Below are 21,618 nucleotides of genomic sequence, written 5' to 3'. Positions count from 1 at the left end.
GGGTGCAAAGGACCCCAAAAGCATTCACCGCGCCGCAGCTTGCGCGGGTCTGGCGGGGTCTGGCAGGGCTCGGCGGCATGGCGGGCTCCGTCGGGACGAGCGTTGGATCGACGAACATCGGCGGTGCCGGACGATGCAATACCGGCACTTCACGTCTGGCATAAGCCAATATCGTGCCGGAAGTGGTAGTCCAATGATTTTTATAGAGTTTTTAGTGCCGGGCAGAAGGCGCCGGCGCCGGAACGCACATCAAGTGTTGCAGTTCCGAAACGTGGGCCTGAGAATCGGACTCTGCAAAAGGCGATTCAGGCGATTCTCTGATCTTGCGATTACTGTATATAATCACAGTATTCCATTCAACGGCGAGACCGAAACTCCGATGAAATCCAACTATTCCATCGCCGAAATCGAGCAGGCGATCAACTACTGGACCCGCCGTCAGGCGGCCGACAGCCATTGGGCGCTGTGTCCGTCGGCGCGTGTGCTGGCCGATATCTACGGAGAGATGATTTACCGCCACGACACCAGCATTGCGGCCGATTCGCTCAACGAGCGTCAGAGTCAGGCAATCGAGACCGCCCTGCATCAGATGGAATTGGGGCTCGCTCCCTGATTCACCCAAGCCGGCAGCCTTCAGCCCCTGATTTCGATTGCCTGCCGCAACGCCCTCAGGGCCGCACGATGGTCGTCACGGTGGTTGAGGTGACCGTGGTCGAGCGACGCCGGGCATCCCAGCGTTCCAGCCACTGCTCGAGGTCCTCCGCGCTGAGTGCGGGGGAGAACAAGAAACCCTGCGCTACCCGATAGCCCTGTGCGATCAGCAGATCGCGCTGGGCTTCGTCTTCAACGCCCTCCGCGACAACCGTCAGATGCAGACTACGGCCGATGCTGATGATGGCATTGGTGAGCGCCCGCACCGTTTCGTCGCGCGTCACGTCGTGCACGAAGCTGCGGTCGAGCTTGAGTTCCGAGACCGGCAGGCGGCGCAGATAGCCGAGACTCGAATAGCCGGTGCCGAAATCGTCCATCGACAGCCGCACGCCCATGGCGTGCACCTCTTCGATGATGCGGCGCGTGCTCGGATTGTGATCCATCAGCACGTTCTCGGTGATTTCGATGGCCAGACACGTCGGCGGCAGGCCATTGGCGGCGAGCGTATCGGCGATCATGCGCGGCAGGTCGTGATCGTGGAAGTTGGTCGGCGACAGGTTGACCGACATGTTGCCGATCGCCACCCCGCGCCGGCGCCAGTCCGCCAGTTGCCGGCACGACTCGCGTAGCGTCCACGCGCCCAGCTCGCCAATCAATCCGCATTCCTCGGCCAGCGCGATAAAGCGCGTCGGCGAGACGTCGCCGTACTGCGGATGCACCCACCGGGTGAGCGCTTCCACGCCGCATACCGACTCGTCGAGCAGATTGATCTGTGGCTGGTAATGCAGCCGCAGGGTGTCGCGCCGCAGCGCATCGCGCATCGCCGTTTCCAGCTCAAGGCGCTCCTGCGCATGGATGTTCATGTCCTCGTGATAGAACCGCACGCTGCCCGGGCTCGCCATCTTCGCCTGATACATCGCCATATCCGCGCGCTGGAGCAGGATGTCGAACTCCTGCCCGTGATTCGGATACAGGCTGATACCGAAGCTGCCCGACGGGGTGAGCGTCACGCCATCGACCTGACAGGGCGCGGTGAGCGCGTTGCGCATGCGTTCGATGGCGGCGTCGAGCCGTTCGGGGTCGCACTCGGTGAGCACGGCCACGAACTCGTCACCCGAGAGGCGGGCGACGATGTCCGCACCGCGCAGCGACCGGCGCAGGCGCTGCGCAATCGTGCGCAGCAGCACGTCGCCGGCCTGATGGCCGAGCGAATCGTTGACCTGCTTGAAGCGATCCAGATCGAGGAAAATCACCGCCATGCGCGTGTTCAGCTCGTGCGCGCTGGCGATGGCCTGCGCGGCCAGCACGCCGAGCATGCTGCGATTCGGCAGGCCGGTGAGGCTGTCGGAGAACGCCAACTGACGAATGCGTGTGCGCGATTCGTCGCGCTCGAACGCCAGTTTGCACAGATGCACGCACACGTCGACCAGCCGCTCGTGCAAGGCATCGGGGCCGCGCGGCGTACGGTAATAGAACGCGAGCACGCCGAGCACCCGGCCGTCGTTGGCGATGATCGGCATGGCCCATGAGGCGGCCAGCCCGTAGGTCGCCGCCATGTCGCGGAAATCGGCCCAGCGCGGGTCGTGGGCGATGTCGGTCACGATGACGCGCCGCGCCTGAAAGGCGGCCGTGCCGCAAGTGCCCACATTCGGGCCGATGGCAATGCCGTCGATGAACTGGTGATACTGCGCGGGCAGGCTCGGGCCAGCTTGCGGCCGCAACCGGCCTTCGGCGTCCACGCGCACGACCGAGGCCATGACTTCCGGCGCAATCTGCTCCAGCTCGCGGCAAATCAGCATGAGCACTTCTGCGAGTGGCGCGTCACGCACCATCGCGGCCAGCGCCTTGTGCTGCAACACTTCCTGAATCTTCGACTGGGTGATGTCCGTGAACAGCGCCACGGCGTTCACGAGCTTGCCGTTCGCGTCGAGAATCGGGTTGGTGACGATCGACGCCCAGAGCGGCTGGCCTTGCGCCGTGCGCACGAGCACTTCGCAATGGCAACTACGCCCGTCGCGGGCCGATACGAGGCAGCCCGTCAGGGCCTGCTGCACGTCGACGGCGGCCGCACCGCTGGCGAATTCGTCCACCGGGGCGTCGCCGAACGGGCTATGCCCCGATTTGCCGACCACCTCGTCGGCACGGTAGCCGAGCATGCGGGTGAAGCCCGCATTCACATAGCAGACCACGCCTTGCGCATCGGTGATGAGTACGGCGTTATCGGTCTCGTCCACGCCAAGCGAGAGCAGGTGGAGGCGGGCGTTGTCTTGGGCTTCGCGTTCGACGCGATCGGTCACGTCGGCGGCGAGCTTGATCACGAAGGCGAGTTTGCCGTCCCGATCGAACACGGGGTTGTAGGTGGCTTCGAACCAGACGGTGCCGCCATCGCGACGGCGGCGGCGCACTTGATCGGTGTGGGCCCGGCCGGTGCTGACCACACGCTCCAGCGCGGCGCCGCAGGTGGGGTCGCCCGCATCGCACAGCGTGGCGTGCGGCTGGCCGATCAGTTCGTCGCGGGTGTAGCCGACCACGCCGAGCAACTTGTCGTTGACGTCGACGATCTTGCCCTCGGGGGTGAGGGTGAGCATGCCGAGCGAGCGGTCGAGCGCTGCGAGCAGCGCATCGCGCCCGGGCGTCGGTGTTGCGCCGGCGGTGGACGACGGTGAACCGGGCACGGCCATCGCAAGGGCCTCCTCAGACGACCTGCGGACATTGTCGGGTGTTACAGGGGCTGGCACACCAAAAACGCTTTCAAGTATAGCGACCTGCGCGGGCAGGCCGACATGGGAGAAACCGGGAGAGCGCACGGTTTGCGTGCGCGCTGGGGGCTGGGTGCGAGGCGGCTTGGGCTGGACGTGGGCTCAGGGGGCAGGCGGCAACCGTTCAGGCGCCGACCACCTTGATCCGGACGCCGTCGAGCGAAACGATCTGCCCGGCGCGGATTTTGCACGTCTTGCGGGATTCGGGCTTGCCATCGACGCGCACGAGGCCACTCGCGACGAGCGCCTTGCCGGCGCCTCCGGAGTCGGCCACGCCGGCGACTTTGAGCAGGTCGTTCAGGGCGATGAATTCGCCAGTGAGTTCAAAAGTAACGTTTTGCATGATGGACCGGATACTACGTAAAAACCCGATGCGCGTCGACTGTCGGAAGTTTCGGGTCGTCCGCTAGTCAGCTTGTCAGCTCTCGATCACATGCTCGATGCGGCGGTCCGGAATGAGCCAGACGATGGCGACCAGCGCGTACAGGCCGAGCGAGACGGCCGGTACCACGAACGCGAGGCCGATGGCCAGCGCATAGCCGAGCACGGAGAGCTTGCCCTTGGCGTCCCGGCCAATGGCGGCGGCCAGCTTGAGGTTGGCGCCTTCCCCGTGCACGGCCAGCAGGGCGCGCGTGAGAATGTAATAAGCCACGGCGGCCATGAAGAGCACCGCGCCGTAGAGCGCCGTCGGCCACGCGGTAAGGTGGTTCTCGCCCAGCCAGTGGGTGACGAACGGAATCAGCGACAGCCAGAACAGCAAATGCAGGTTGGCCCACAGCACGCCGCCGGAGACGCGCTGCACCACATGAAACAGGTGATGGTGGTTGTTCCAGTAAATGCCGACGTAGATATAACTCATGATGTACGTCAGAAAAGTCGGCAGGACGGGCAGCAACTCGTCGAGATCGGTGCCGTGCGGCGCTTTCATCTCGAGCACCATGATCGTGATGATGATGGCGATCACGCCATCGCTGAAGGCTTCCAGTCGGCTTTTGCCCATGGTGTCGGTTCGTATTCCAGCGAAATTGGGAAGGTAGGAAGCAATAATTTGCGGCGGCGCGGCCGACGCGGCTGGCGCGGCGGCTCGCCACGCGCCGCCGGCATCAGACGATGGCGACGCGATTGCGGCCGGCCTGTTTGGCGGCGTACATCGCGCGGTCGGCCCGTTGCAGCACCGCGCCAAAATCGGCGTCGTCGGGGCTAAGACTCCCCACCCCGATACTCGCGGTAAAGCGCACGGGCCCGGTCGCGCCCGGCACGCTGGTGTTGCTGATGGCGGAGAGTAACCGGTCGGCGGCCTGCATGGCGCGATGCGCGTCGGCTTCGGGCAGCAGCACGGCAAATTCTTCCCCGCCGAGCCGTCCCATGACGGTGCCTTTGCGCAGGGTGGCGCGCGCCACCAGCGTCAGCTCGACGATGACGCGGTCGCCGATGGCGTGTCCCCAAGTGTCGTTGATGGCCTTGAAGTGATCGATGTCGATCATCAGCACGGCGAGCCGGCGGCGCTGGGCGCGGGCGTTGGCAAACGCTTGTTCGGCCTGCATGAGAAAGGCGCGCCGGTTGAGCGCACCGGTCAGGCCGTCGCGCATGGCCATGTCGCCGAGTACTTGATTGACGCGGCGCAGTTCGAGTTCGTCGACCACGAGCGCCGACAGATCAGCGAGCAGGCCGCGCATTTCGGCGTCGAGTGTGCGCGGGCGGCGATCGATCACGCAGAGGGTGCCGAGCCGGTGTCCTTCGGGCGTGCGCAACGGCGCGCCGGCGTAGAAGCGAATGTGCGGGTCGCCGGTGACGAGCGGGTTATCGGCGAAGCGCCGGTCGGCGTGGGCATCGGGCACCACGAGCACGTCGTCGCTCAGGATGGCGTGCGCGCAGAACGCCATGGAGCGGGGCGTCTGGGTGGCGTCGATGCCTTGTTTGGCCTTGAACCACTGGCGCGTCTCGTCGATGAGCGACACGAGCGAGATCGGCGTGCCGAGCACGTACGAGGCGATTCGCACGATGCGATCGAACGCGGGTTCCGGCGAAGAATCGAGAATGTCGTAGCGGCGCAGGGCGGCCAGACGTGCCGCCTCGTCGACGGTCGCGCCGCGGTTGGCGGCGTATGACGTGGGCAGCAGGCTATGCAGAGAATCTTGCGTTAGCGGTTGCGGCTGCGGTGAATGCGCTCCGGGTGTAGTCATGTCGCGACGGGCAGGCATTGCGTAGCGAGTGGATGACAGCAGCTCCGTCACGGGCAGCATTGACGACGGCGACTGCGCGAAGGGTGTGGCGCCCATTCTGCCGCGCATGTCGTCGCTTGGCAAATTGGCGGGCGACAGCAACTCGCCGTGCCAGAGTTCATGGGCGGCACGTGTGTTATCGCCGTGCACCGGTGTCGGAGCGCTGTGGGTCATGATTTGACTTCGAAGGCTTCACCGGTCTCGAAGAAGTTGCCGCCGGCGATATAGTGAATACTGCGCGACGCGCCGGGCGCAAACTGCCAGTGCCCATCGCGAAACGCGCGCGGATCGGCCCAGGCCGCAACGACCTCGCCGAGAAACAGATCGTAGCGATCCTGATTGTGCGGCTCGGGGATGACGCGGCACTCGAGCCAGGCGACGCAGCCGCCAATGAGCGGTGCCTGAATGTGACTGCCTTCAAACGCGTGAACGCCGGTGCCATCGGCGAATTTATCGGTGTCGCGCCCGGAGGCGCTGCCGACGGCGAGGGTCTCGCGGGCGATGATGCGCGCCGGCACGTTTAACGAAAACTCGCCCGAGGCTTCGACCAGTTCGCGGGTCAGGGTATTGCGATCGATGACGACGGCGACTTTGGGCGGCGAGAAGTCGAGCGGCATGTTCCACGCCGCCGCCATGACGTTGCGACGCCCCGCATGGGCACTGCCGACGAGCACGGTCGGGCCGTGGTTGAGCAGCCGGTAGGCTTTAGGCAATTCGACGGGCAGGCGTTCGGTCATTTCGGTCATGGCGGGCACTCGACAAGCTTGGCTTCGGTAGAGCGGGTCATGATAGCGCGGCTCGCGCGGCGACGACGCATGCAATAGCGGGTATAGCGGGTGTCAGACGGCGCCATGCCCAGCAATCTGAAAAAACGGCCCGCAGGGTGAGCTGCGGGCCGGCAAACGGCACGATGCGGGGAGCTCGTGCCGGATCAGATGTGAAGCTAGTATGCAATGGCATCGTCCCAGTCCGGTCCCCACGAGACGGGGCGATAGCGCCCGCTGCACCGATGCAAAACGCGACACCCGGTCGGCATTGCGTCATTGCAGCATTGCGGCATTGCGATGGTGAGGCGTGAGGCGTGAGGCGAGTTTCCAAAATTCCCGAAAGGGAAGGAGGGCGTATGAGCGGCAACGTATACGTGGGCACGGCATCGTGGACGGATAAGTCGCTCATCGCCTGCAAGCGGTTTTATCCACCGGGACATGCGTCGGCCGAAGCGCGTCTGCGCTATTACGCGAGCCGCTTTCCGATGGTCGAAGTCGACAGCAGCTATTACGCGATGCCGTCGGGATCCAATGCGCAACTCTGGGCGGAACGCACGCCGCCGCCGTTCGTTTTCAACATCAAGGCATTCCGCCTGCTCACGGGGCACCAGACGCCACGCGTCGCCTTCCCCAAGGATTTGCAGGCAGAACTGCCAGCGGGTCCGCGTGCGAATGTCTATTACAAGGACGTGCCCGCGTCTGTGCAAGAGGAGATCTGGCGGCGCTATCTCGAAGCGCTGGCACCGCTCGCACTGGCGGGCAAACTCGGGTTGGTTCACTTCCAGTTTCCCCCTTGGCTCACCGGCGACAAAGCGAGTCGCGCGCACATCGAAATGTGTGCCGGGCGCATGGCAGGCTACGGCGTGGCTGCGGAGTTTCGACACCACCACTGGTTCGACGACGCCCATCGCGACGCCACGCTCGCATGGCTGCGCGAACTGGGCTGGGTCAACACCGTCGTCGACGAACCGCAAGGCTTCACGAACAGCATTCCGACGGTTTGGGCAACCACCTCGTCACGCGCCGCCGTCCTGCGACTGCACGGACGCAATCACGAAACTTGGAACGTGCGCGACAGCACGGCCGCCTCCGATCGCTTCAATTACGACTATCGCGAAGCAGAACTCGCCGCGCTCATCGACCCGATTCGCATCATCGCCAAGGAAGTCGCCCGCGTGTATGTGGTGTTCAATAACAACTACGAAGATCAGGGGCAACGTAACGCGCTTGCGCTCATGAATCTGCTTGGCGATAGTGCCATCCTGCCAACCACCGATGCGACGCAACTCCCGCCGGATGACGCGGCTTTGCTTTTCTGAGCGCTTCTGATTTTCTCCCGCCGTACCCCCCCGCTTCATTCTCCCTCCTCCAGGACAGACCGAAGCCCCTTTCCGCTGCTCAGACAAGTTCAACTCGCCTCGGAAAGGGGCTTCGGTCTATCCTCTCTTCCTCCCCAGTACTTCTCGCGAAACCATCGGTTTCTTCGGGACTTACCTGTGCTTCGTTTCTCTCTCTACCCCCTCGGAGATTCGCGCGTGCCAACGCCTTCGCAATTGCTCTTTCTGCCCGGTGCCTCGGGCAACACCGCCTTCTGGCATCCCGTGGCCGATCAACTCCCGCATCCGGCAACCCGTGTCCTCCTCGGCTATCCCGGCTTCGGCGCCACCCCGGCCGACCCCGCCGTGAACGACATCGATGCGTTGACCCAAACTGTCATCGCGCATCTCGACCAACCCACGGCCATCATCGCCCAGTCGATGGGCGGCATACTCGCCATTCGTGCCGCCCTCGCACGTCCGGAAATGGTCACGCACCTCGTGCTGTCGGTGACCTCAGGCGGCGTCGACATGCACGACCTCGGCGCCAAGGACTGGCGCGACGGATTTGCCGACGCGAACCCCACATTGCCCGATTGGTTTCTGACCTACCACGCCGATCTCTCGCCCGATATCTCGCGAATCACACAACCCACGCTGCTCCTCTGGGGCAACGCCGATCCCCTCAGCCCGGTTGCCGTCGGTGAGCGTTTGCACACGCTGCTGCCAAACGCGCGCCTTCACGTGGTGGACGGCGGCGCGCACGATCTCGCCAATGCCCATGCGGCTGAAGTGGTGCCACTCGTCGACGCACATCTCGCACGGGTCTGATTCGGGCCGGTCGTGTCGAAGGGGAGGGCGCGATTGTCGTGCTGACGGTTTTTGACGCAGTAACATGTTTTGATAGCCGCACCTGTGTTCACCTCTGGAGGCAGACGAACATGACGACCGACCGGCGAATCACGTTTTTTCACGCACCCAACACGCGCTCGACCGGCGTGCTGGTGCTGCTCGACGAATTGCAGGCAGATTACGACCTGCATCTGCTGCGCTTCGCCACCGGCGAACAGCGCAGCGCCGATTTTCTCGATATCAACCCGATGGGCAAGGTGCCGGCCATTCGCCACGGCGATGCCGTGGTCACGGAACAGGCGGCGGTGTACATGTACGTCGCGGAGTTGTATCCGGAAAAAGGTCTGTCGCCGCCGCCGGGAGACCCCCGCCGTGGCGCGTACCTGCGTTGGATGGTGTTCTACGGTTCGTGTGTCGAACCTGCGGTGACCGACAAGGCGCTGGCGCGTCCGGTAATGGAGCACTCTCGCTCGCCCTATGGCGATTACGACGAAGTGATGTGGACGATCGAGCGGCACCTGACACAGAACCCGGGCCCTTGGTGGCTGGGCGAGTCGTTCACCGCCGCCGATGCGCTGTGGGGCAACGCGTTGCACTTTCTCACGCAGTTCAAGATGGTGCCGGCCACGCCCGCCATCGCAGCGTACGTGGAACACTTTCGCGCGCGTGATTCGGTCAAGCGCGGACATGCGCAGGACGCCGAACTGGCCAAGAGTCTTGCGGCGAGTGGCGCGTGACGCCACTCGCTGCGTGAGCTTTCGTCAGTCGGGCAGCACGTCGATGTGCGGCTCGCAATCGATGGGGAAATTGACGGAATTGGCGACGTAGCACTTGGCGTGGGCTTCGTGGTGCAACTCGGCCGCAAGCTTGGCATCGCTGCCCGCGCGTAAGGTCACGTGCGGGCGCAGCAGGATGCGCGTGAAGCGACCCTCTTGCGGCGTATCGATCATCGTGCCGAGGGCATCGTCACGATATTGCTCGACACGGATACCCGCGTCGGAACACAGGTGCAAGTACCAGAGTTTGTGGCAGGCGCTCGCGGAGGCCACCAGCAATTCTTCGGGGTTCCAGCGCGTGGCGTCGCCCCGGAAGGCCGGATCGGCAGAGCCCGGAATCTCGGGCTTGCCGTCGGCCTCGATCACATGATTGCGACCGTACTCGCGATACCCCGAGGTGCCGGTGCCCTGATTACCGATCCACTCGATGCGAACCCGGTACTGGTGTTCTCCTGATGCCATGACGTGTCTCTTTGCGAAGGTCAAGAAGTCGGAAGGTCGCGAGCCCAAAATGGGAGGGGCGACGTGCAACGCGCCATTCTTGCAGGCGCGCGCGATCACCGCTAGCCATTTTCGGCTATCAAATTCTTGTGCTTCTCCCGCCGCATCACACCATGCCGCTCAGGCAATCGGCTCTGTCGTCAACGCACGGGTGAGGCCATGCATGGGGCGGCGCATAGCGACGTCGAACGGATTGGTCTGCGGGCCGATCAGTTCGGCCTGACGCCGCAGCAGTTCCACCACCATCGGCAAACGGTCTTGTGAGAGACGCGCCGCCAGTGTGCCGATACTCAACGCGGCCACGGCATGTCCGGTGCGGTCGAAGATCGGCACGGCCACACCGGCCATGCCTTCGAGCACGCCACTATTGCTGCCCGCATAGCCCAGTTGCCGCACGCGCTCGATCTCGGTGCGCAGATACACTTCGTCAAGCACGCCGTAGCCCCGCAGGCGCGGCACGTTGAACCGAATGATCTCTTCACGCTCGGCTTCCGGCAGGAAGGCGAGGATCGCGAGACTGCCCTGACCGACGCCCAGCGCCACCCGTCCGCCAATGTCGCCGGTGAACGACCGGATCGGGAACGGGCCCTCGCACATGTCGAGACACACCGCGTCGAAGCTGCTGCGCACCAGCAGAAAGATGGTGTCGCCAAGGCTGGCACACAGGCGCAGCAGCGACGGGCGGCAGAGCGTGCGCATGCCGCTCGGGTTGCCGGCCTGCGCCGCCATGGCAAAGAAGTCGACACTCAGCCGGTACAGCTTGGAGGTCTCGTCCTGCTCGACGACTTGCTCGGCAATCAAGGCATGCAAGATGCGGTGGACGGTGGCCTGACTGAGCCCGACCGCCTTGGCGATATGCGTGACGCGCTCGCCTTCGGGCTTGGCAACGCCGAGTGCGCGGATGACGGCGAAGGTGCGTTGCAGAATCCCCGCGCCAGCGGCGTCGGGCGCTGCGGGCGCATTGGCCTCGCGGGGTGAATCGGAAGTGCGCATTAGGGTCTCGAATTATTCCGTCAAACGAAATACTATCGCAATCGACTGCGGCTTGAAAACAGGCGAGATGGGCCGGAGACCGTGAAAACAGTGAATAATCATCATAACTTAGGGATTATCCCGAGTCGCTGACGCGAAACGAATGCCCGGCGTATTCGTCGATATATTCCGTCAAACGAAATAATCATAAAATTTATCTCGTTTCATGGAATCGTTATCTTGCAGCAAGGAATTTGGCTCGCTACTGTTCGATGCAATTGCATCAACTGCGGTGCTTACGCGCCCGAAGGTAGTGACCATGTCTTTTCTGACTCTGACGGATGTCTCCAAAACGTTCGGCGAATTGAATGCCGTCTCGAACGTCAATCTCTCGGTGGAGAAGGGTGAGTTCGTCTCGCTGCTCGGCCCCTCGGGCTGTGGCAAGACGACCACGCTCCAGATGATCGCGGGCTTTGTGGAAGCCACGACCGGGCGCATTACGCTCGACGGACGCGACATCACGAACATGCGCCCCAACAAGCGCGGTCTGGGCATCGTGTTCCAGAGCTACGCGCTGTTCCCGCACATGACGGTGGCGGACAACGTCGGCTTCGGTCTGGAGATGCGCGGCATCGACAAGACCGAACGTCAGGATCGGATTCGCGAAGCGCTCGCCCTCGTGCGCCTCGACGCGCTGGGTCATCGTTTTCCGCGCGAGTTGTCGGGCGGCCAGCGTCAGCGCGTGGCGATTGCCCGCGCCGTGGTCATTGCACCGCCGGTGCTGCTGCTCGACGAGCCGATGTCGAACCTCGACGCCAAGCTGCGCGAGGACATGCAGTTCGAACTCCGCTCGATCCAGCGCAAGATCGGCACGACCACGATCATGGTCACGCACGATCAGTCGGAAGCGCTCTCGATCAGCGACCGTGTGGTCGTGATGGAAGCGGGCCGCATCACGCAGGTCGACACGCCGTACCGCGCCTACGAGCGCCCGGAAAACCAGTTCGTCTCGCAGTTCATCGGCAAGGCCAATATGCTGGCGGGCCGTGTGTCGGCACGCGACGGTGACCATTTGCATGTGGAACTCGACGGCGAACTCACTGGCAAGATCATGCAGCGCGCACCGCTCGCCGACCTCTCGCCACGTGAGCGCAGTGTCGCCGTGGGCGACGCCATTACGTTGTGCCTGCGTCCGGAAAAAGTGCGCCTGTGCGCCCCAAATGCGGGCCGCGTCTCGGCGACGGTGACGAGCCGTTTCTTCCTTGGCAGCCAGTGGCTGTACCGCGTCGACAGCGCGCTGGGCGAAGTGCTGGTGTGTTGTCAGAACGAAGGCGGCGAGCCGCTGACGGAAGGTGCATCGGTCGGCCTCGACTGGCATGCGGAAGCGGTGCGCTTCATCGCACCGGCAGCGGGAGACCGGGCTCATGGCTGAGACACTGCAAGTGACGCGGGCGGCACCGGCACCCAAGGCGCGCGCGCCGTGGCATGCCTATCTGCCGATGTGGGTGATGAGTGCCCCGGCCATGCTGTTGTTCACGGCCTTGGTGCTCATTCCGTTGTTGATGACGCTTGCGCTCACGTTCTATCAGTTCGATCCGGCCAGCGGCCCGATTGCGGCGTTCCAGTTCGATAACTACGCCGAAGTCCTGTTCGACTCGTACTTCCACACGATCTTTCTGCGCACGTTCGGCATCTCGCTGACGGTCACGGCGGTCTGTGCCGTCGTGGGCACGTTCGAAGCCTATGTGCTTTCGCGCATGGGCGACCCGTGGCGCTCGATCTTCCTGCTGGTGATTCTCTCGCCGCTGCTGGTCTCGATCGTGGTGCGCGCATTCGGCTGGAGCATGCTGCTCAGCTCGGGCGGCCTGATCAATCAGGCGTTCGCGTTCGTCGGCATGGGCCCGTACAAGATGGAGTACACGAACTTCGCCATCGTCGTGGCGCTGGTGCACGTGATGCTGCCGTTCATGGTGATTCCGGTATGGACGTCGCTGCAACGCCTCGATCCGCAAACGGAGAACGCGGCGCTGTCGCTGATGGCCTCGCCCGCCACGACGCTGCGCCGCATCGTGCTGCCGCAACTGGTGCCGGGCATTCTGTCGGGCAGCCTGATAGTGTTCGGCTTGTCGGCCAGCGCGTTTGCGATTCCGAGCCTGTTGGGTGGACGACGCCTGAAAGTGGCGGCAACGGCCGTGTACGACCAGTTTCTCAGTTCGCTCAACTGGCCGCTGGGCGCCACCATCGCCGTGCTGCTGCTCGTGGCAAACCTGATCGTGATGCTGACCTACTACCGCGTGCTCGAGCGCCGTTACGCGCGCAGCATGGGTTGAGCGCGGCGCCCGCAGAACCGAACTCTACTGCCACCACCATGCGTAAAAACAGTCCTCTGGCGCTCGCGTTCCACACGCTCGTCATTCTCTTCGTGCTCGCGCCGCTGATCATCGTGACGCTGGTTGCCTTCACGCCGGAAGAAACGCTCTCGCTGCCCACGCACGGCTTCTCGCTGCGCTGGTTCCGCGCGATTCTCGACTATCCGGATTTCATTGCCTCGTTCTTCACGAGCCTGAAGCTCGCGTTCCTGTCGGCCACGCTGTCGCTGCTGATCTCGCTGCCGGCGGCGCTGGCTATCGGCCGGGCACGGTTTCCGGGGCGCAATTTCCTCAACGGTCTGCTGCTCTCGCCGCTGGTCATTCCCGGACTGGTGCTCGGCATCGCCCTGCTGCGCTTTTTCGCGATGCTCGGTGTGACAGGGTCGTTCGCCGCGTTGACGTTTGCCCACATGATCGTGATCACGCCGTTCATCATGCGGCTCGTGCTCGCATCGATCAGCGGGCTCGATCGCAGCGTGGAACATGCGGCCGCGTCGCTGGGCGCCGGGTCGTGGACGACGTTTCGCCGCGTCACCATGCCGATGATCCTGCCGGGTATCACGGGCGGCTGGCTGCTCGCGTTCATCAACAGCTTCGATGAACTGACGATGTCGGTGTTCATCACGTCGCCGCAGACCATCACGCTGCCCGTGCGCATGTACATGTACGCGACCGAATCGATCGACCCGATGATGGCGTCGGTGTCGGCACTGGTGATCGTCATCACGCTGGGCGCGATGTTGTTGCTCGACCGCGTCTACGGCCTGAACCGCATTCTGATCGGTCAGCACTGAGCGAGCGCTCACAGAGACTTCTCATGTCCCGCCTCATGCAAGATCTGCAACATTCCCCGCAACTGGCGCGTCTGGCCGAGACCTCGCGCGCGCCAGTCACGTTTTATCTCGATGGCGCCCCCGTGCAAGCCCTCACCGGCGACACGGTGCTCACGGCCATCCTCATGCATCAACGCCACGTGCGCATCAGCGAATTCAGCGGTGCGCCGCGTGCAGGCTTCTGCCTGATCGGTGCCTGTCAGGACTGCTGGGTGCGTTGCGAGTCCGATTCAGCGGAAGCTGCCGGCGTGACCGATACCGCGCGTGGTCACGCTGTGCAACAACCGCTGACGCGTCTGCGCGCGTGCTCGACGCTTGTGCGTCCGGGCATGCGGATCGTGACGAATGCCGGTGATGCCGGCAATGCCGCGCCCGGAGGTCAGGCATGAGCGCCCGCCCCGAGGTGGTGATCGTCGGCGCCGGCCCGGCAGGCATTCGCGCGGCGCAGACACTCGTCGCAGCGGGCATTCGCCCGATCGTGCTCGATGAAAATGCCCGCTGGGGCGGCCAGATCTACCGTCAGCCACCGGTCGACGCAGGCTTTGCCCGAAGTAAGCGGACGCTCTACGGTTTCGAGGCGGCGAAAGCGGATGCCGTCCACACCACCATGGCGGCACTGCTGCCGCAAATCGACTATCGCCCCGACACGCTGGTCTGGGCGTGCGATCCGGCGGACCCATCAGCGAACGCGCTGAATGCAGTGGACGGCGCGAGCCACGGGCAACGGCTTCACACGATGCATGCGGGCCGCGAGATCGCGGTGCCGTTCACGCATCTGCTGATCGCCAGCGGCGCAACCGATCGCGTCTTGCCGGTCCCCGGCTGGACGCTGCCGGGCGTGTACACGCTGGGCGGCGCGCAAGTGGCGCTCAAAGCCCAAGGCTGCGCCATCGGCGAGCGCGTGGTCTTTGCGGGCACCGGGCCGTTGCTGTACCTCGTGGCGTATCAATACGTGAAAGCGGGCGCTAACGTCGTTGCCGTACTCGACACCAGCGAATTCGCCGCGCAGGTGAAAGCGACGCCGCGTCTGCTCAACCAGCCGGGCACGTTGGCGAAGGGCCTTTACTACGTCGGCTGGCTGCGCGCACATGGCGTTCGCATCGAACATGGCGTGACGCTGAACGGTATCGATGGAACCGCTGGGGTGCGCGCGGTTCGCTGGCAGCGCGACGGACGTGAGCACACACTGGGGTGCACCGCACTCGGTCTGGGTTTCGGGCTGCGTCCCGAGACGCAACTGGCCGACCTCGCGGGCTGCCGCTTTGTCTTCGACGATCTGAATCAGTGCTGGCTGCCGGCGCGTGATGCGGCAGGCCGTAGTTCGCAAGCGGGCGTGTATCTCGCGGGCGATGGCGCGGGTATCGCCGGTGCCGATGCCGCGGAGATGGCCGGCCGCCGTGTGGCGCTCGCAATGCTCGAAGACCTTGGCATCGCTGCACCGTCGCTCCCCGACGCACCGGACGCGCTCACGCTTGAGCGACGCCTCGCGAGCATCCGGCGTTTTCGCGTCGGCATCGAGCAGGCGTTTGCGTTGCCCGCCGACCCGTCGGCGCAATGGCCCGACGACATGCTGGTGTGCCGCTGCGAAGAGATCGACGCGCGCACGCTGCGCGAGTGCGTGCGCCACGACGGCGTGACCGAGATCAACCGGCTGAAGGCGTTGACCCGCGTGGGCATGGGCCGTTGTCAGGGCCGCATGTGCGGCGAAGCGGCCTGCCATCTGTTGGCCGAAGCAACGGGTCAAACGCTCTCGCAGGTCGGACGCCTGCGTGCCCAAGCCCCCATCAAACCGATTCCGATTGCCCCGATGCTTTTTGACGAAAACGTCGCCGCCATTCCCGAGGAGGCGCGCGATGAGTGAGCCCTTGCATTACGACGTCGTGGTGGCTGGTGGTGGCCTCGTCGGCGCCTCGGCGGCCCGTGCACTGGCCGAACGCGGCCTGCGCGTGGCGCTGTTCGAGCGACGTTACTGCGGCGCGCAAGCGAGCGGTGTGAACTACGGCGGCGTGCGCTGTCAGGGCCGCCCGGAAGAACAATTGCCGCTGGCCATGCGCGCTCGCCGTCTGTGGGACCGCTTGCCCGAACTGGTCGGTATCGATGGCGAGTTCGTGCGTTCGGGTCACCTTCGGCTGGCCCGTCGCGAGGCCGATCTCGAACCACTCGATGCGTGGTCGGCGATGGCTCGCACGCACGGTCTGGAAACGGAAGTGTTTCGTGGCGCGGCGTTCCGGCAACGCTTTCCGTGGCTGGGGGAGGGCGCGGTCGGCGGCTCGCTTTGCCTGAGCGATGGCCATGCCAACCCGCGTCTCGTGTCGCCCGCCTTCGCGCGCGCAGCACGCGCACTCGGTGCCGACGTGCGCGAACGCACGCCGATTACCGCCATTGCTCACGACGGCGTGCGCTTCCAGTTGACGGCGCAACCGGCCGAGGGGGACACGTTGCGTGTGAGCGCCGACTGGCTACTCAACACGTCGGGCGCGTGGGCGAATCACATCGCCGGCACATTTGGCGAGCGGGTGCCGATGCACCCCATCTATCCAAACATGTGGGTCACCGAGCCGCTGCCGAAATGCATCGGCCACAACCTCGGCGTGTATGGCGGCGGTGTGTACGCGCGTCAGGTCGAGCGCGGCAATTGCGTGATCGGCGGCGGACGCGGCACCGGCAACGGCGAGTACGCCCAGCCTTCCGCCGACACCACGCGCGCGGTAATGCGCGAAGCCTGTGCACTGGTGCCCGCCCTGCGCAACGCGTTGCTCATTCGTACATGGAGCGGGGTGGAGGGCGAGACGCCCGACAACAATCCGATCATCGGCGCGAGCCGCACCACGCCGCGCCTGCTGCACGCGTTCGGCTTCTCGGGCGGCGGCTTCCTGCTGGCACCAGGCGTCGGCGAAGTGCTGGCCGATCTCGTGACGCAAGGCGAGACCGTCACGCCAATCGATGCTTTCGGTATTGACCGTTTCACTCAGGTGGCGTCGAATGCCGCGCTTGCCTGAGGCGCCTGAAGCATCACGCAGTCACTCGCTATTTCATAAGTTACGCAATCACTCAACGTCAAAAAACGTCACTCACACGTTCCTTACCTCTCGAAACGCAAGGAGAACCACGATGAAGCTATCCAAGAAGGTCGTCATGTGCGCTGCGGCGCTGGCACTGGGCACGAGCAGCGCAGCCTGGTCGCAGACCAAAACGCTCTACATCGGCATGAACGGCGGCCCGATGGAAAAGGCTTACACGAGCCAGGTCTTTCCCGAGTTCGAGAAGGCCAACAACGTGAAGGTAGTGGTGGTGCCGGGTACGTCGTCGGACGTGCTGGCCAAGCTGCTCGCCAACCGTAACAGCCCGCAGATGCACGTCGTGTTTCTCGACGACGGCGTGATGGCGCGTGCCATCAGCATGGGCGTGTGCCAGAAGCTCGACGACTCGCCCGTGCTCAAAGAGCTGTACCCGTTCGCACGCGTGAAAGACGACATGGGCGCAGGCGTGCAACTGGGCATGACCGGCATCGGCTACAACACCAAGATCTTCAAGGAAAAGGGCTGGGCGGCACCGACCTCGTGGACCGACTTTGCCGATCCGAAGTTCAAGGGCAAGGTGGTGTTCCAGTCGGCCTCGAGCAGCACGTTCGGTCTGCATGGTTTCCTCGCGCTCAACCGTATCTGGGGCGGCAGCGAGACCAACGTCGAGCCGGGCTTCACCAAGTGGGCGACGACCGTCGGCCCGAACGTGGTCGAGTACATCCCGAATTCGGCCAAGCTCTCGGAAATGATCCAGACGGGCGAGGCTGCCATCTTCCCGCTCACGCCGACGGCCGTCAGCGACCTTCAGGACAAGAACATCCCGGTGGCTTACGTGGCGCCGAAGGAAGGTGCAGTGCAGTTGCTGGTCGACCTGTGCGTGGTGAAGAACAGCCCGGACAATGCGCAGGCGCAGAAGCTTGCCCAGTACCTGCTGTCGGCACGCGGTCAAACGCTGGCCGCAGCGGCGGGGGCTTACATCCCGACCAATCCGCAGGCCACCGTGCCGGCATCGATGCAAAAGCGTCTGGGCAAGATCGACGATCTGGTCAAAGACATCAAGACCGTGGACTGGGATGCGATCAACCAACGCCGTGCCCAGTGGGACCAGCGCTGGAACCGTCAGATCGAGCGCTAAGACTAAACGCTACGACCGGGCGCAGCTTCGGATCGGGACGGCATGACAATATGGCTGCCTGATCCAGCGGCTGACAAACGCCTCTGATGTAACGACAAACGCCGGGCACCTCTGGGGGGCTGCCCGGCGTTTTGTTATTGGCTTGCGCCGGATAGGATTACATCGCGTCCGATTTTTCGGCGAGACTGGCAAACGCGGCCACCAGAGCGGCATGATCGGCGGGCATGACGAAGGCACGCAGGGCCTGCGCCGGGGTGTCGAGCATCAGATAGCCCAGACTCCATGTCGGGAAAGCGCCGGGCGTATGGGGGGTGCCGTCGAGCAGCACCTGAATGTCGTCGTGATGCTGTGAGGCCTCGATGCGCTGGCGTGCGTCGGCAAGCGGCTCGCTCGGACCTTCGATGTATTGATAGAACGTGACGCCGTCGTAGAGCAGTACGCCCGTGATGCCGTAGGTCGCATTGAAGCCGCGTGAATGGACGATGATCTTCGAGAGCATGAGCGGATCCAGGTCGGGCAGGGCACGGCTCAGGTACGCGTAACACTCGGTCATGGGAGGGGTCCGGAAGGCGGCAATGAAATACGATGATGGATCGGGGTGACGCGCATTAGAATACCTCATCTTCTCGCGAGGAAAGGACGGGCATGTCGACACCTTCAGGCCCTCACCGTCTTCAGATATGGGCAGGCAAACGCCTGCGGCGGGTGGTCGACAAGTTCGACCGTCGGCCGGTCATGATCGGCATCGTCGGCACCGTCATCGCGCTGGCGATCCTGATCGGCGTGGCCGCCTCGCTCGAGAACAATCGCGAGGGGCGGATCGAGTCCACGCTGGACCGCGCCCAGAGCGCGGCGACCGTGGTCGCGACCAGTCTGGGCGGCAACATCGCCGTCTACGACACCTTGCTCAAAGACATGGTGCGCGATGCGGAAAACCCCGCCACGCCACTCTTTACCGACCGGGTGCGCGACCGGGTGCGTTTCGGCCAGATGCTGAGCCGCGATTTTCTCGACGACGCTTACGTGGTCGACAAGACGGGCAAGATCGCGGCACCGCTGCACCCCGATTCCGACACGTTGATCGACGTCTCCGATCGCGACTACTTCCGCTCGCATCTGGGCAACCCCTCGCTTGGCCTGTACATCTCGCAGCCGTATGCGTCACGCGTGCACGGCGGCCTGCTGTCGGTTGCGCTCACGCGCCGTGTGAATGCACCGGACCATTCGTTTGCGGGGGTGGCGGTCATTGCCCTGCGTCTCGACCACTTCCAGAATCTGGTGACGGAGGTCGAGTCGATCGACATCAAGACCATTCAGATCGTGGAAGACAAGGGCACCGTGCTGGCGTGTGCGCCGTGTGGCGACGTACGGCCCGGGACTGTCGTGAGGTTGCCCGGCAATGCCACACGCGATGGTGATCTGCTCACGGCCTTGTCGTTTCCCGCAGGCGCGCGCGCCCGCGACTACCGGTCGGTGCGCGTGCCCGGGGCATCGTTATATGTGGTGATTACGCCGTTGACCACGGGCACGATGCGCGAATGGCGCTGGAGCGTGGCGACCTTCGGCTCGATCGCACTGGCCTGCGCGGCCACCCTGATTGCCGGGTCGTGGCTGTTGGTCGCCGCGATTCGCATGCGCGCCACGGCCATGACACGGCTCGCGAGTCTGTCGGTGACCGACGGTCTCACGGGGCTGAGCAATCGCCGTGCGCTCGACAGCAAGCTCGCGCTGGAGTGGCGGCGGGCGCAGCGCTCGGGCACGTCGCTCTCGGTGCTGTTCATCGATGTCGACTATTTCAAGCACTTCAACGACGAATACGGCCACGCCGTGGGGGATGACGTCTTGCGTGCGGTGGCGCACAACATCGCCGGGCACATGCGCCGCGACGCCGATATGGCCGCGCGCTTCGGTGGTGAAGAATTTGCCGTGGTCATGCCCGACACGCCGGCGGCGGGGGCCGCGAAGATGGCCGAGCAGATCCGGCACGCCATTGAGCGATTGCAAATTGCGCATACGGGCAGCGCAATGGGCACGGTGACTGTGAGTGTGGGCGCGGCCACCGGACTGGCCGCCGAAAGCGAGAGTGGCGAGGCCATTCTGCGCGCGGCCGACGAGCAGCTCTATTTGGCGAAGCAAGCGGGTCGCAACTGCACGCGCAGCACGATACTTAAGGCCTGATCACGCCGCTATCGAACGGCAACTGAGCCGCAACTAAGCCACGCTTAGTCGGTGCTCAGGCTGGGATCACGGACTGAGCATGGCGGCGAGACGCAGCAATTCCCCCTGACGATGGCACCCGGTTTTACGCAGAATGGCCGACAACTGGGTGCGCAGCGTACTCGTGCCCAGTTGCAGCACATCGCTGCATTCGCCGATCGTAAGACCCGCCACGAGGTGATGAAACAGGCGTGCCTCGGCCCGTGTGAGGGCGAAATGTTCGCGCAGCGCGGCTTCGGTCGGCACATTGAAGATGCTGCGCCGCTCCACGCGAATACCCACTGCCGAGCGCAGGCCGTGATTCATGTTGTTGCCGAGCGGGCGCAACGTCAGCCGGAACGCATGGCCCCATGAGTCGGGGACCACCAGCGAGGCGGCCACCCCGGAAGTACTCACTTCGGCGAGCGTCGCCGACAGCCGTGCCTGCCAGTCGGACTGACGGTGCGTGAGGCGCCGTTGTTTGAGCACGAGTTGACAATCGGGGCTGCCGAGCAGCACGTCGAGACCTGCGGCGGCATCGAGCGTCCAGCCATCGGGCGACGCAATGAGGAAACCTTCGCGTGTGGGGTCGAGCATCTGGCCAAGCGCGTCGAGGCTCATGCGGGTGGCGGCGCGCCGCGCGGCGAACGCAGCGGCGAGCAGGCGTTCGTATTCGGCGATGCGGGCGGCGTGGGCGAAGTTCGGTTCGACCACATGCATGCGCTGGATGCTCAGGGCGGTGAGCACGTCGCTGTCGTTGCAAATGACGACGCCGACCAGTTGCTGAAGCTGGTACGGGCGCATGAATTCGTTCCAGAACACGCGGTCGTTCGGCGATTCGTGCTTGAGCGCGATGGACGAGTCGTACCAAGTGCCGGCCGGGGCGTCCCAGAAGCGGCGGGTCGAGTCGTCGTACTGGTAGTAATGCTGCGCGTATTCCTGAATCAGGCTGTCTTCATGCCCCGCATGCTCGATGAACCGTACCGAGCGGCTTTGTTTGTCGTGGCACAGAAACGTGGCCGCTTCCGCCCCGAGAAAATCGCGCGCGGTCTGTACAACGTCGAGCCAGTCTGCCTGTCCGGCACCGACTGCCTGAACGGCGTCCGACGCTCGCCGAAAACTGATGTCGTCCGACATGGGATCCCCCGTCATCACCTGCTATCCCGTGGGCCTGAGACCCATTTTTTGCGCAGTGTAGCAGAAGAAACTACCGAAAATGACAGGGTTGGGGATACCCCTCGGAGGC

The 21,618-nt window shown here is 64.2% G+C and carries 21 protein-coding genes; 12 read left to right on the top strand and 9 right to left on the bottom strand.

From position 1 onward, the window contains the following. The first annotated feature begins 379 nt into the window (after positions 1 to 379). Positions 380 to 613: a DUF3717 domain-containing protein gene (locus tag PIN31009_RS15610; RefSeq protein ID WP_150684496.1), complete on the top strand. Its 234-nt coding sequence runs from the start codon at positions 380 to 382 to the stop codon at positions 611 to 613. 55 nt (positions 614 to 668) lie between these two features. On the opposite strand, the gene PIN31009_RS15605 is transcribed toward PIN31009_RS15610, so the two are convergent. The 5 genes from PIN31009_RS15605 to PIN31009_RS15585 form a co-directional block, all read right to left on the bottom strand. Continuing rightward, complete coding sequence (locus tag PIN31009_RS15605) at positions 669 to 3,332, bottom strand: sensor domain-containing protein (protein ID WP_150790825.1); 2,664 nt, start codon at positions 3,330 to 3,332, stop codon at positions 669 to 671. A gap of 202 nt (positions 3,333 to 3,534) precedes the next feature. Continuing rightward, the gene (locus PIN31009_RS15600; RefSeq protein WP_058378184.1) at positions 3,535 to 3,753 is read right to left on the bottom strand and encodes an RNA-binding S4 domain-containing protein; all 219 of its coding nucleotides are present in this window, start codon (positions 3,751 to 3,753) and stop codon (positions 3,535 to 3,537) included. 75 nt (positions 3,754 to 3,828) lie between these two features. Continuing rightward, positions 3,829 to 4,410 (bottom strand): TMEM175 family protein, encoded by a 582-nt coding sequence (locus PIN31009_RS15595; RefSeq protein ID WP_150790824.1) that lies wholly within the window; start codon positions 4,408 to 4,410, stop codon positions 3,829 to 3,831. 103 nt (positions 4,411 to 4,513) lie between these two features. Further along, complete coding sequence (locus PIN31009_RS15590; RefSeq protein WP_217426799.1) at positions 4,514 to 5,806, bottom strand: GGDEF domain-containing protein; 1,293 nt, start codon at positions 5,804 to 5,806, stop codon at positions 4,514 to 4,516. Beyond that, positions 5,803 to 6,369: a flavin reductase family protein gene (locus tag PIN31009_RS15585; RefSeq protein WP_150685058.1), complete on the bottom strand. Its 567-nt coding sequence runs from the start codon at positions 6,367 to 6,369 to the stop codon at positions 5,803 to 5,805. Before PIN31009_RS15585 ends, PIN31009_RS15590 begins: the two co-directional genes overlap by 4 nt. A 386-nt stretch (positions 6,370 to 6,755) precedes the next feature. Between PIN31009_RS15585 and PIN31009_RS15580 the strand changes: the two genes are divergently transcribed. From PIN31009_RS15580 to PIN31009_RS15570, 3 genes are all read left to right on the top strand, one after another. Beyond that, the gene (locus PIN31009_RS15580) at positions 6,756 to 7,718 is read left to right on the top strand and encodes a DUF72 domain-containing protein (protein ID WP_150790823.1); all 963 of its coding nucleotides are present in this window, start codon (positions 6,756 to 6,758) and stop codon (positions 7,716 to 7,718) included. Between the two features lie 216 nt (positions 7,719 to 7,934). Further along, positions 7,935 to 8,546, top strand: a complete 612-nt coding sequence (locus PIN31009_RS15575) for an alpha/beta fold hydrolase (RefSeq protein WP_150790822.1) — start codon at positions 7,935 to 7,937, stop codon at positions 8,544 to 8,546. Between the two features lie 110 nt (positions 8,547 to 8,656). Beyond that, positions 8,657 to 9,304 (top strand): glutathione S-transferase family protein, encoded by a 648-nt coding sequence (locus PIN31009_RS15570; RefSeq protein WP_150790821.1) that lies wholly within the window; start codon positions 8,657 to 8,659, stop codon positions 9,302 to 9,304. A gap of 24 nt (positions 9,305 to 9,328) precedes the next feature. Here PIN31009_RS15570 and PIN31009_RS15565 read toward each other — a convergent pair whose 3' ends face one another. After that, positions 9,329 to 9,805, bottom strand: coding sequence for an OsmC family protein (locus PIN31009_RS15565; RefSeq protein ID WP_150684492.1), 477 nt, complete (start codon positions 9,803 to 9,805; stop codon positions 9,329 to 9,331). Between the two features lie 159 nt (positions 9,806 to 9,964). Further along, positions 9,965 to 10,837, bottom strand: a complete 873-nt coding sequence (locus PIN31009_RS15560) for an IclR family transcriptional regulator (protein ID WP_150684491.1) — start codon at positions 10,835 to 10,837, stop codon at positions 9,965 to 9,967. 298 nt (positions 10,838 to 11,135) lie between these two features. On the opposite strand from PIN31009_RS15560, the gene PIN31009_RS15555 reads away from it, so the two are divergent. The 7 genes from PIN31009_RS15555 to PIN31009_RS15525 all read left to right on the top strand — a co-directional run bounded on the left by PIN31009_RS15555 (position 11,136) and on the right by PIN31009_RS15525 (position 18,176). Next, the gene (locus PIN31009_RS15555) at positions 11,136 to 12,248 is read left to right on the top strand and encodes an ABC transporter ATP-binding protein (protein ID WP_150790820.1); all 1,113 of its coding nucleotides are present in this window, start codon (positions 11,136 to 11,138) and stop codon (positions 12,246 to 12,248) included. Continuing rightward, complete coding sequence (locus PIN31009_RS15550) at positions 12,241 to 13,146, top strand: ABC transporter permease (RefSeq protein ID WP_150790819.1); 906 nt, start codon at positions 12,241 to 12,243, stop codon at positions 13,144 to 13,146. Before PIN31009_RS15555 ends, PIN31009_RS15550 begins: the two co-directional genes overlap by 8 nt. Positions 13,147 to 13,184: 38 nt before the next feature. Further along, positions 13,185 to 13,979: an ABC transporter permease gene (locus tag PIN31009_RS15545; RefSeq protein ID WP_058378193.1), complete on the top strand. Its 795-nt coding sequence runs from the start codon at positions 13,185 to 13,187 to the stop codon at positions 13,977 to 13,979. A gap of 23 nt (positions 13,980 to 14,002) precedes the next feature. Next, positions 14,003 to 14,407 carry a (2Fe-2S)-binding protein gene (locus tag PIN31009_RS15540; RefSeq protein WP_150684489.1) on the top strand — a complete coding sequence of 135 codons (405 nt, stop codon included), beginning with the start codon at positions 14,003 to 14,005 and terminating at the stop codon, positions 14,405 to 14,407. Next, positions 14,404 to 15,879 (top strand): FAD/NAD(P)-dependent oxidoreductase, encoded by a 1,476-nt coding sequence (locus tag PIN31009_RS15535; RefSeq protein WP_150790818.1) that lies wholly within the window; start codon positions 14,404 to 14,406, stop codon positions 15,877 to 15,879. Before PIN31009_RS15540 ends, PIN31009_RS15535 begins: the two co-directional genes overlap by 4 nt. Continuing rightward, positions 15,872 to 17,017 (top strand): NAD(P)/FAD-dependent oxidoreductase, encoded by a 1,146-nt coding sequence (locus PIN31009_RS15530; protein ID WP_150790817.1) that lies wholly within the window; start codon positions 15,872 to 15,874, stop codon positions 17,015 to 17,017. Before PIN31009_RS15535 ends, PIN31009_RS15530 begins: the two co-directional genes overlap by 8 nt. Positions 17,018 to 17,129: 112 nt before the next feature. Beyond that, entirely contained in the window at positions 17,130 to 18,176 is a 1,047-nt protein-coding gene (locus tag PIN31009_RS15525) for an ABC transporter substrate-binding protein (protein WP_150684486.1), read from the top strand. A 157-nt stretch (positions 18,177 to 18,333) separates the two neighbouring features. Here PIN31009_RS15525 and PIN31009_RS15520 read toward each other — a convergent pair whose 3' ends face one another. After that, positions 18,334 to 18,729, bottom strand: coding sequence for a BLUF domain-containing protein (locus tag PIN31009_RS15520; RefSeq protein ID WP_174997195.1), 396 nt, complete (start codon positions 18,727 to 18,729; stop codon positions 18,334 to 18,336). Positions 18,730 to 18,821: 92 nt separating this feature from the next. Here PIN31009_RS15520 and PIN31009_RS15515 point away from each other — a divergent pair, with 92 nt between their 5' ends. Then, positions 18,822 to 20,354: a GGDEF domain-containing protein gene (locus PIN31009_RS15515; RefSeq protein WP_150790815.1), complete on the top strand. Its 1,533-nt coding sequence runs from the start codon at positions 18,822 to 18,824 to the stop codon at positions 20,352 to 20,354. Positions 20,355 to 20,420: 66 nt separating this feature from the next. Here PIN31009_RS15515 and PIN31009_RS15510 read toward each other — a convergent pair whose 3' ends face one another. Further along, entirely contained in the window at positions 20,421 to 21,524 is a 1,104-nt protein-coding gene (locus tag PIN31009_RS15510; protein WP_150790814.1) for a helix-turn-helix transcriptional regulator, read from the bottom strand. Positions 21,525 to 21,618: the final 94 nt, after the last annotated feature.

Origin of the sequence: Pandoraea iniqua (assembly GCF_902459685.1) — a bacterium.
Lineage (GTDB): Bacteria > Pseudomonadota > Gammaproteobacteria > Burkholderiales > Burkholderiaceae > Pandoraea > Pandoraea iniqua.
This window is presented reverse-complemented; position numbering and strand designations above follow the sequence as displayed.

Coding starts and splice junctions, on each gene's coding strand:
- PIN31009_RS15580 (WP_150790823.1), top strand. CDS start 6,756: ATGAGCGGCAACGTATACGTGGGCACGGCATCGTGGACGGATAAGTCG.
- PIN31009_RS15570 (WP_150790821.1), top strand. CDS start 8,657: ATGACGACCGACCGGCGAATCACGTTTTTTCACGCACCCAACACGCGC.
- PIN31009_RS15550 (WP_150790819.1), top strand. CDS start 12,241: ATGGCTGAGACACTGCAAGTGACGCGGGCGGCACCGGCACCCAAGGCG.
- PIN31009_RS15585 (WP_150685058.1), bottom strand. CDS start 6,369: ATGACCGAACGCCTGCCCGTCGAATTGCCTAAAGCCTACCGGCTGCTC.
- PIN31009_RS15560 (WP_150684491.1), bottom strand. CDS start 10,837: ATGCGCACTTCCGATTCACCCCGCGAGGCCAATGCGCCCGCAGCGCCC.
- PIN31009_RS15610 (WP_150684496.1), top strand. CDS start 380: ATGAAATCCAACTATTCCATCGCCGAAATCGAGCAGGCGATCAACTAC.
- PIN31009_RS15605 (WP_150790825.1), bottom strand. CDS start 3,332: ATGGCCGTGCCCGGTTCACCGTCGTCCACCGCCGGCGCAACACCGACG.
- PIN31009_RS15535 (WP_150790818.1), top strand. CDS start 14,404: ATGAGCGCCCGCCCCGAGGTGGTGATCGTCGGCGCCGGCCCGGCAGGC.
- PIN31009_RS15555 (WP_150790820.1), top strand. CDS start 11,136: ATGTCTTTTCTGACTCTGACGGATGTCTCCAAAACGTTCGGCGAATTG.
- PIN31009_RS15520 (WP_174997195.1), bottom strand. CDS start 18,729: ATGACCGAGTGTTACGCGTACCTGAGCCGTGCCCTGCCCGACCTGGAT.
- PIN31009_RS15600 (WP_058378184.1), bottom strand. CDS start 3,753: ATGCAAAACGTTACTTTTGAACTCACTGGCGAATTCATCGCCCTGAAC.
- PIN31009_RS15565 (WP_150684492.1), bottom strand. CDS start 9,805: ATGGCATCAGGAGAACACCAGTACCGGGTTCGCATCGAGTGGATCGGT.
- PIN31009_RS15530 (WP_150790817.1), top strand. CDS start 15,872: ATGAGTGAGCCCTTGCATTACGACGTCGTGGTGGCTGGTGGTGGCCTC.
- PIN31009_RS15515 (WP_150790815.1), top strand. CDS start 18,822: ATGTCGACACCTTCAGGCCCTCACCGTCTTCAGATATGGGCAGGCAAA.
- PIN31009_RS15590 (WP_217426799.1), bottom strand. CDS start 5,806: ATGACCCACAGCGCTCCGACACCGGTGCACGGCGATAACACACGTGCC.
- PIN31009_RS15540 (WP_150684489.1), top strand. CDS start 14,003: ATGTCCCGCCTCATGCAAGATCTGCAACATTCCCCGCAACTGGCGCGT.
- PIN31009_RS15510 (WP_150790814.1), bottom strand. CDS start 21,524: ATGACGGGGGATCCCATGTCGGACGACATCAGTTTTCGGCGAGCGTCG.
- PIN31009_RS15525 (WP_150684486.1), top strand. CDS start 17,130: ATGAAGCTATCCAAGAAGGTCGTCATGTGCGCTGCGGCGCTGGCACTG.
- PIN31009_RS15545 (WP_058378193.1), top strand. CDS start 13,185: ATGCGTAAAAACAGTCCTCTGGCGCTCGCGTTCCACACGCTCGTCATT.
- PIN31009_RS15595 (WP_150790824.1), bottom strand. CDS start 4,410: ATGGGCAAAAGCCGACTGGAAGCCTTCAGCGATGGCGTGATCGCCATC.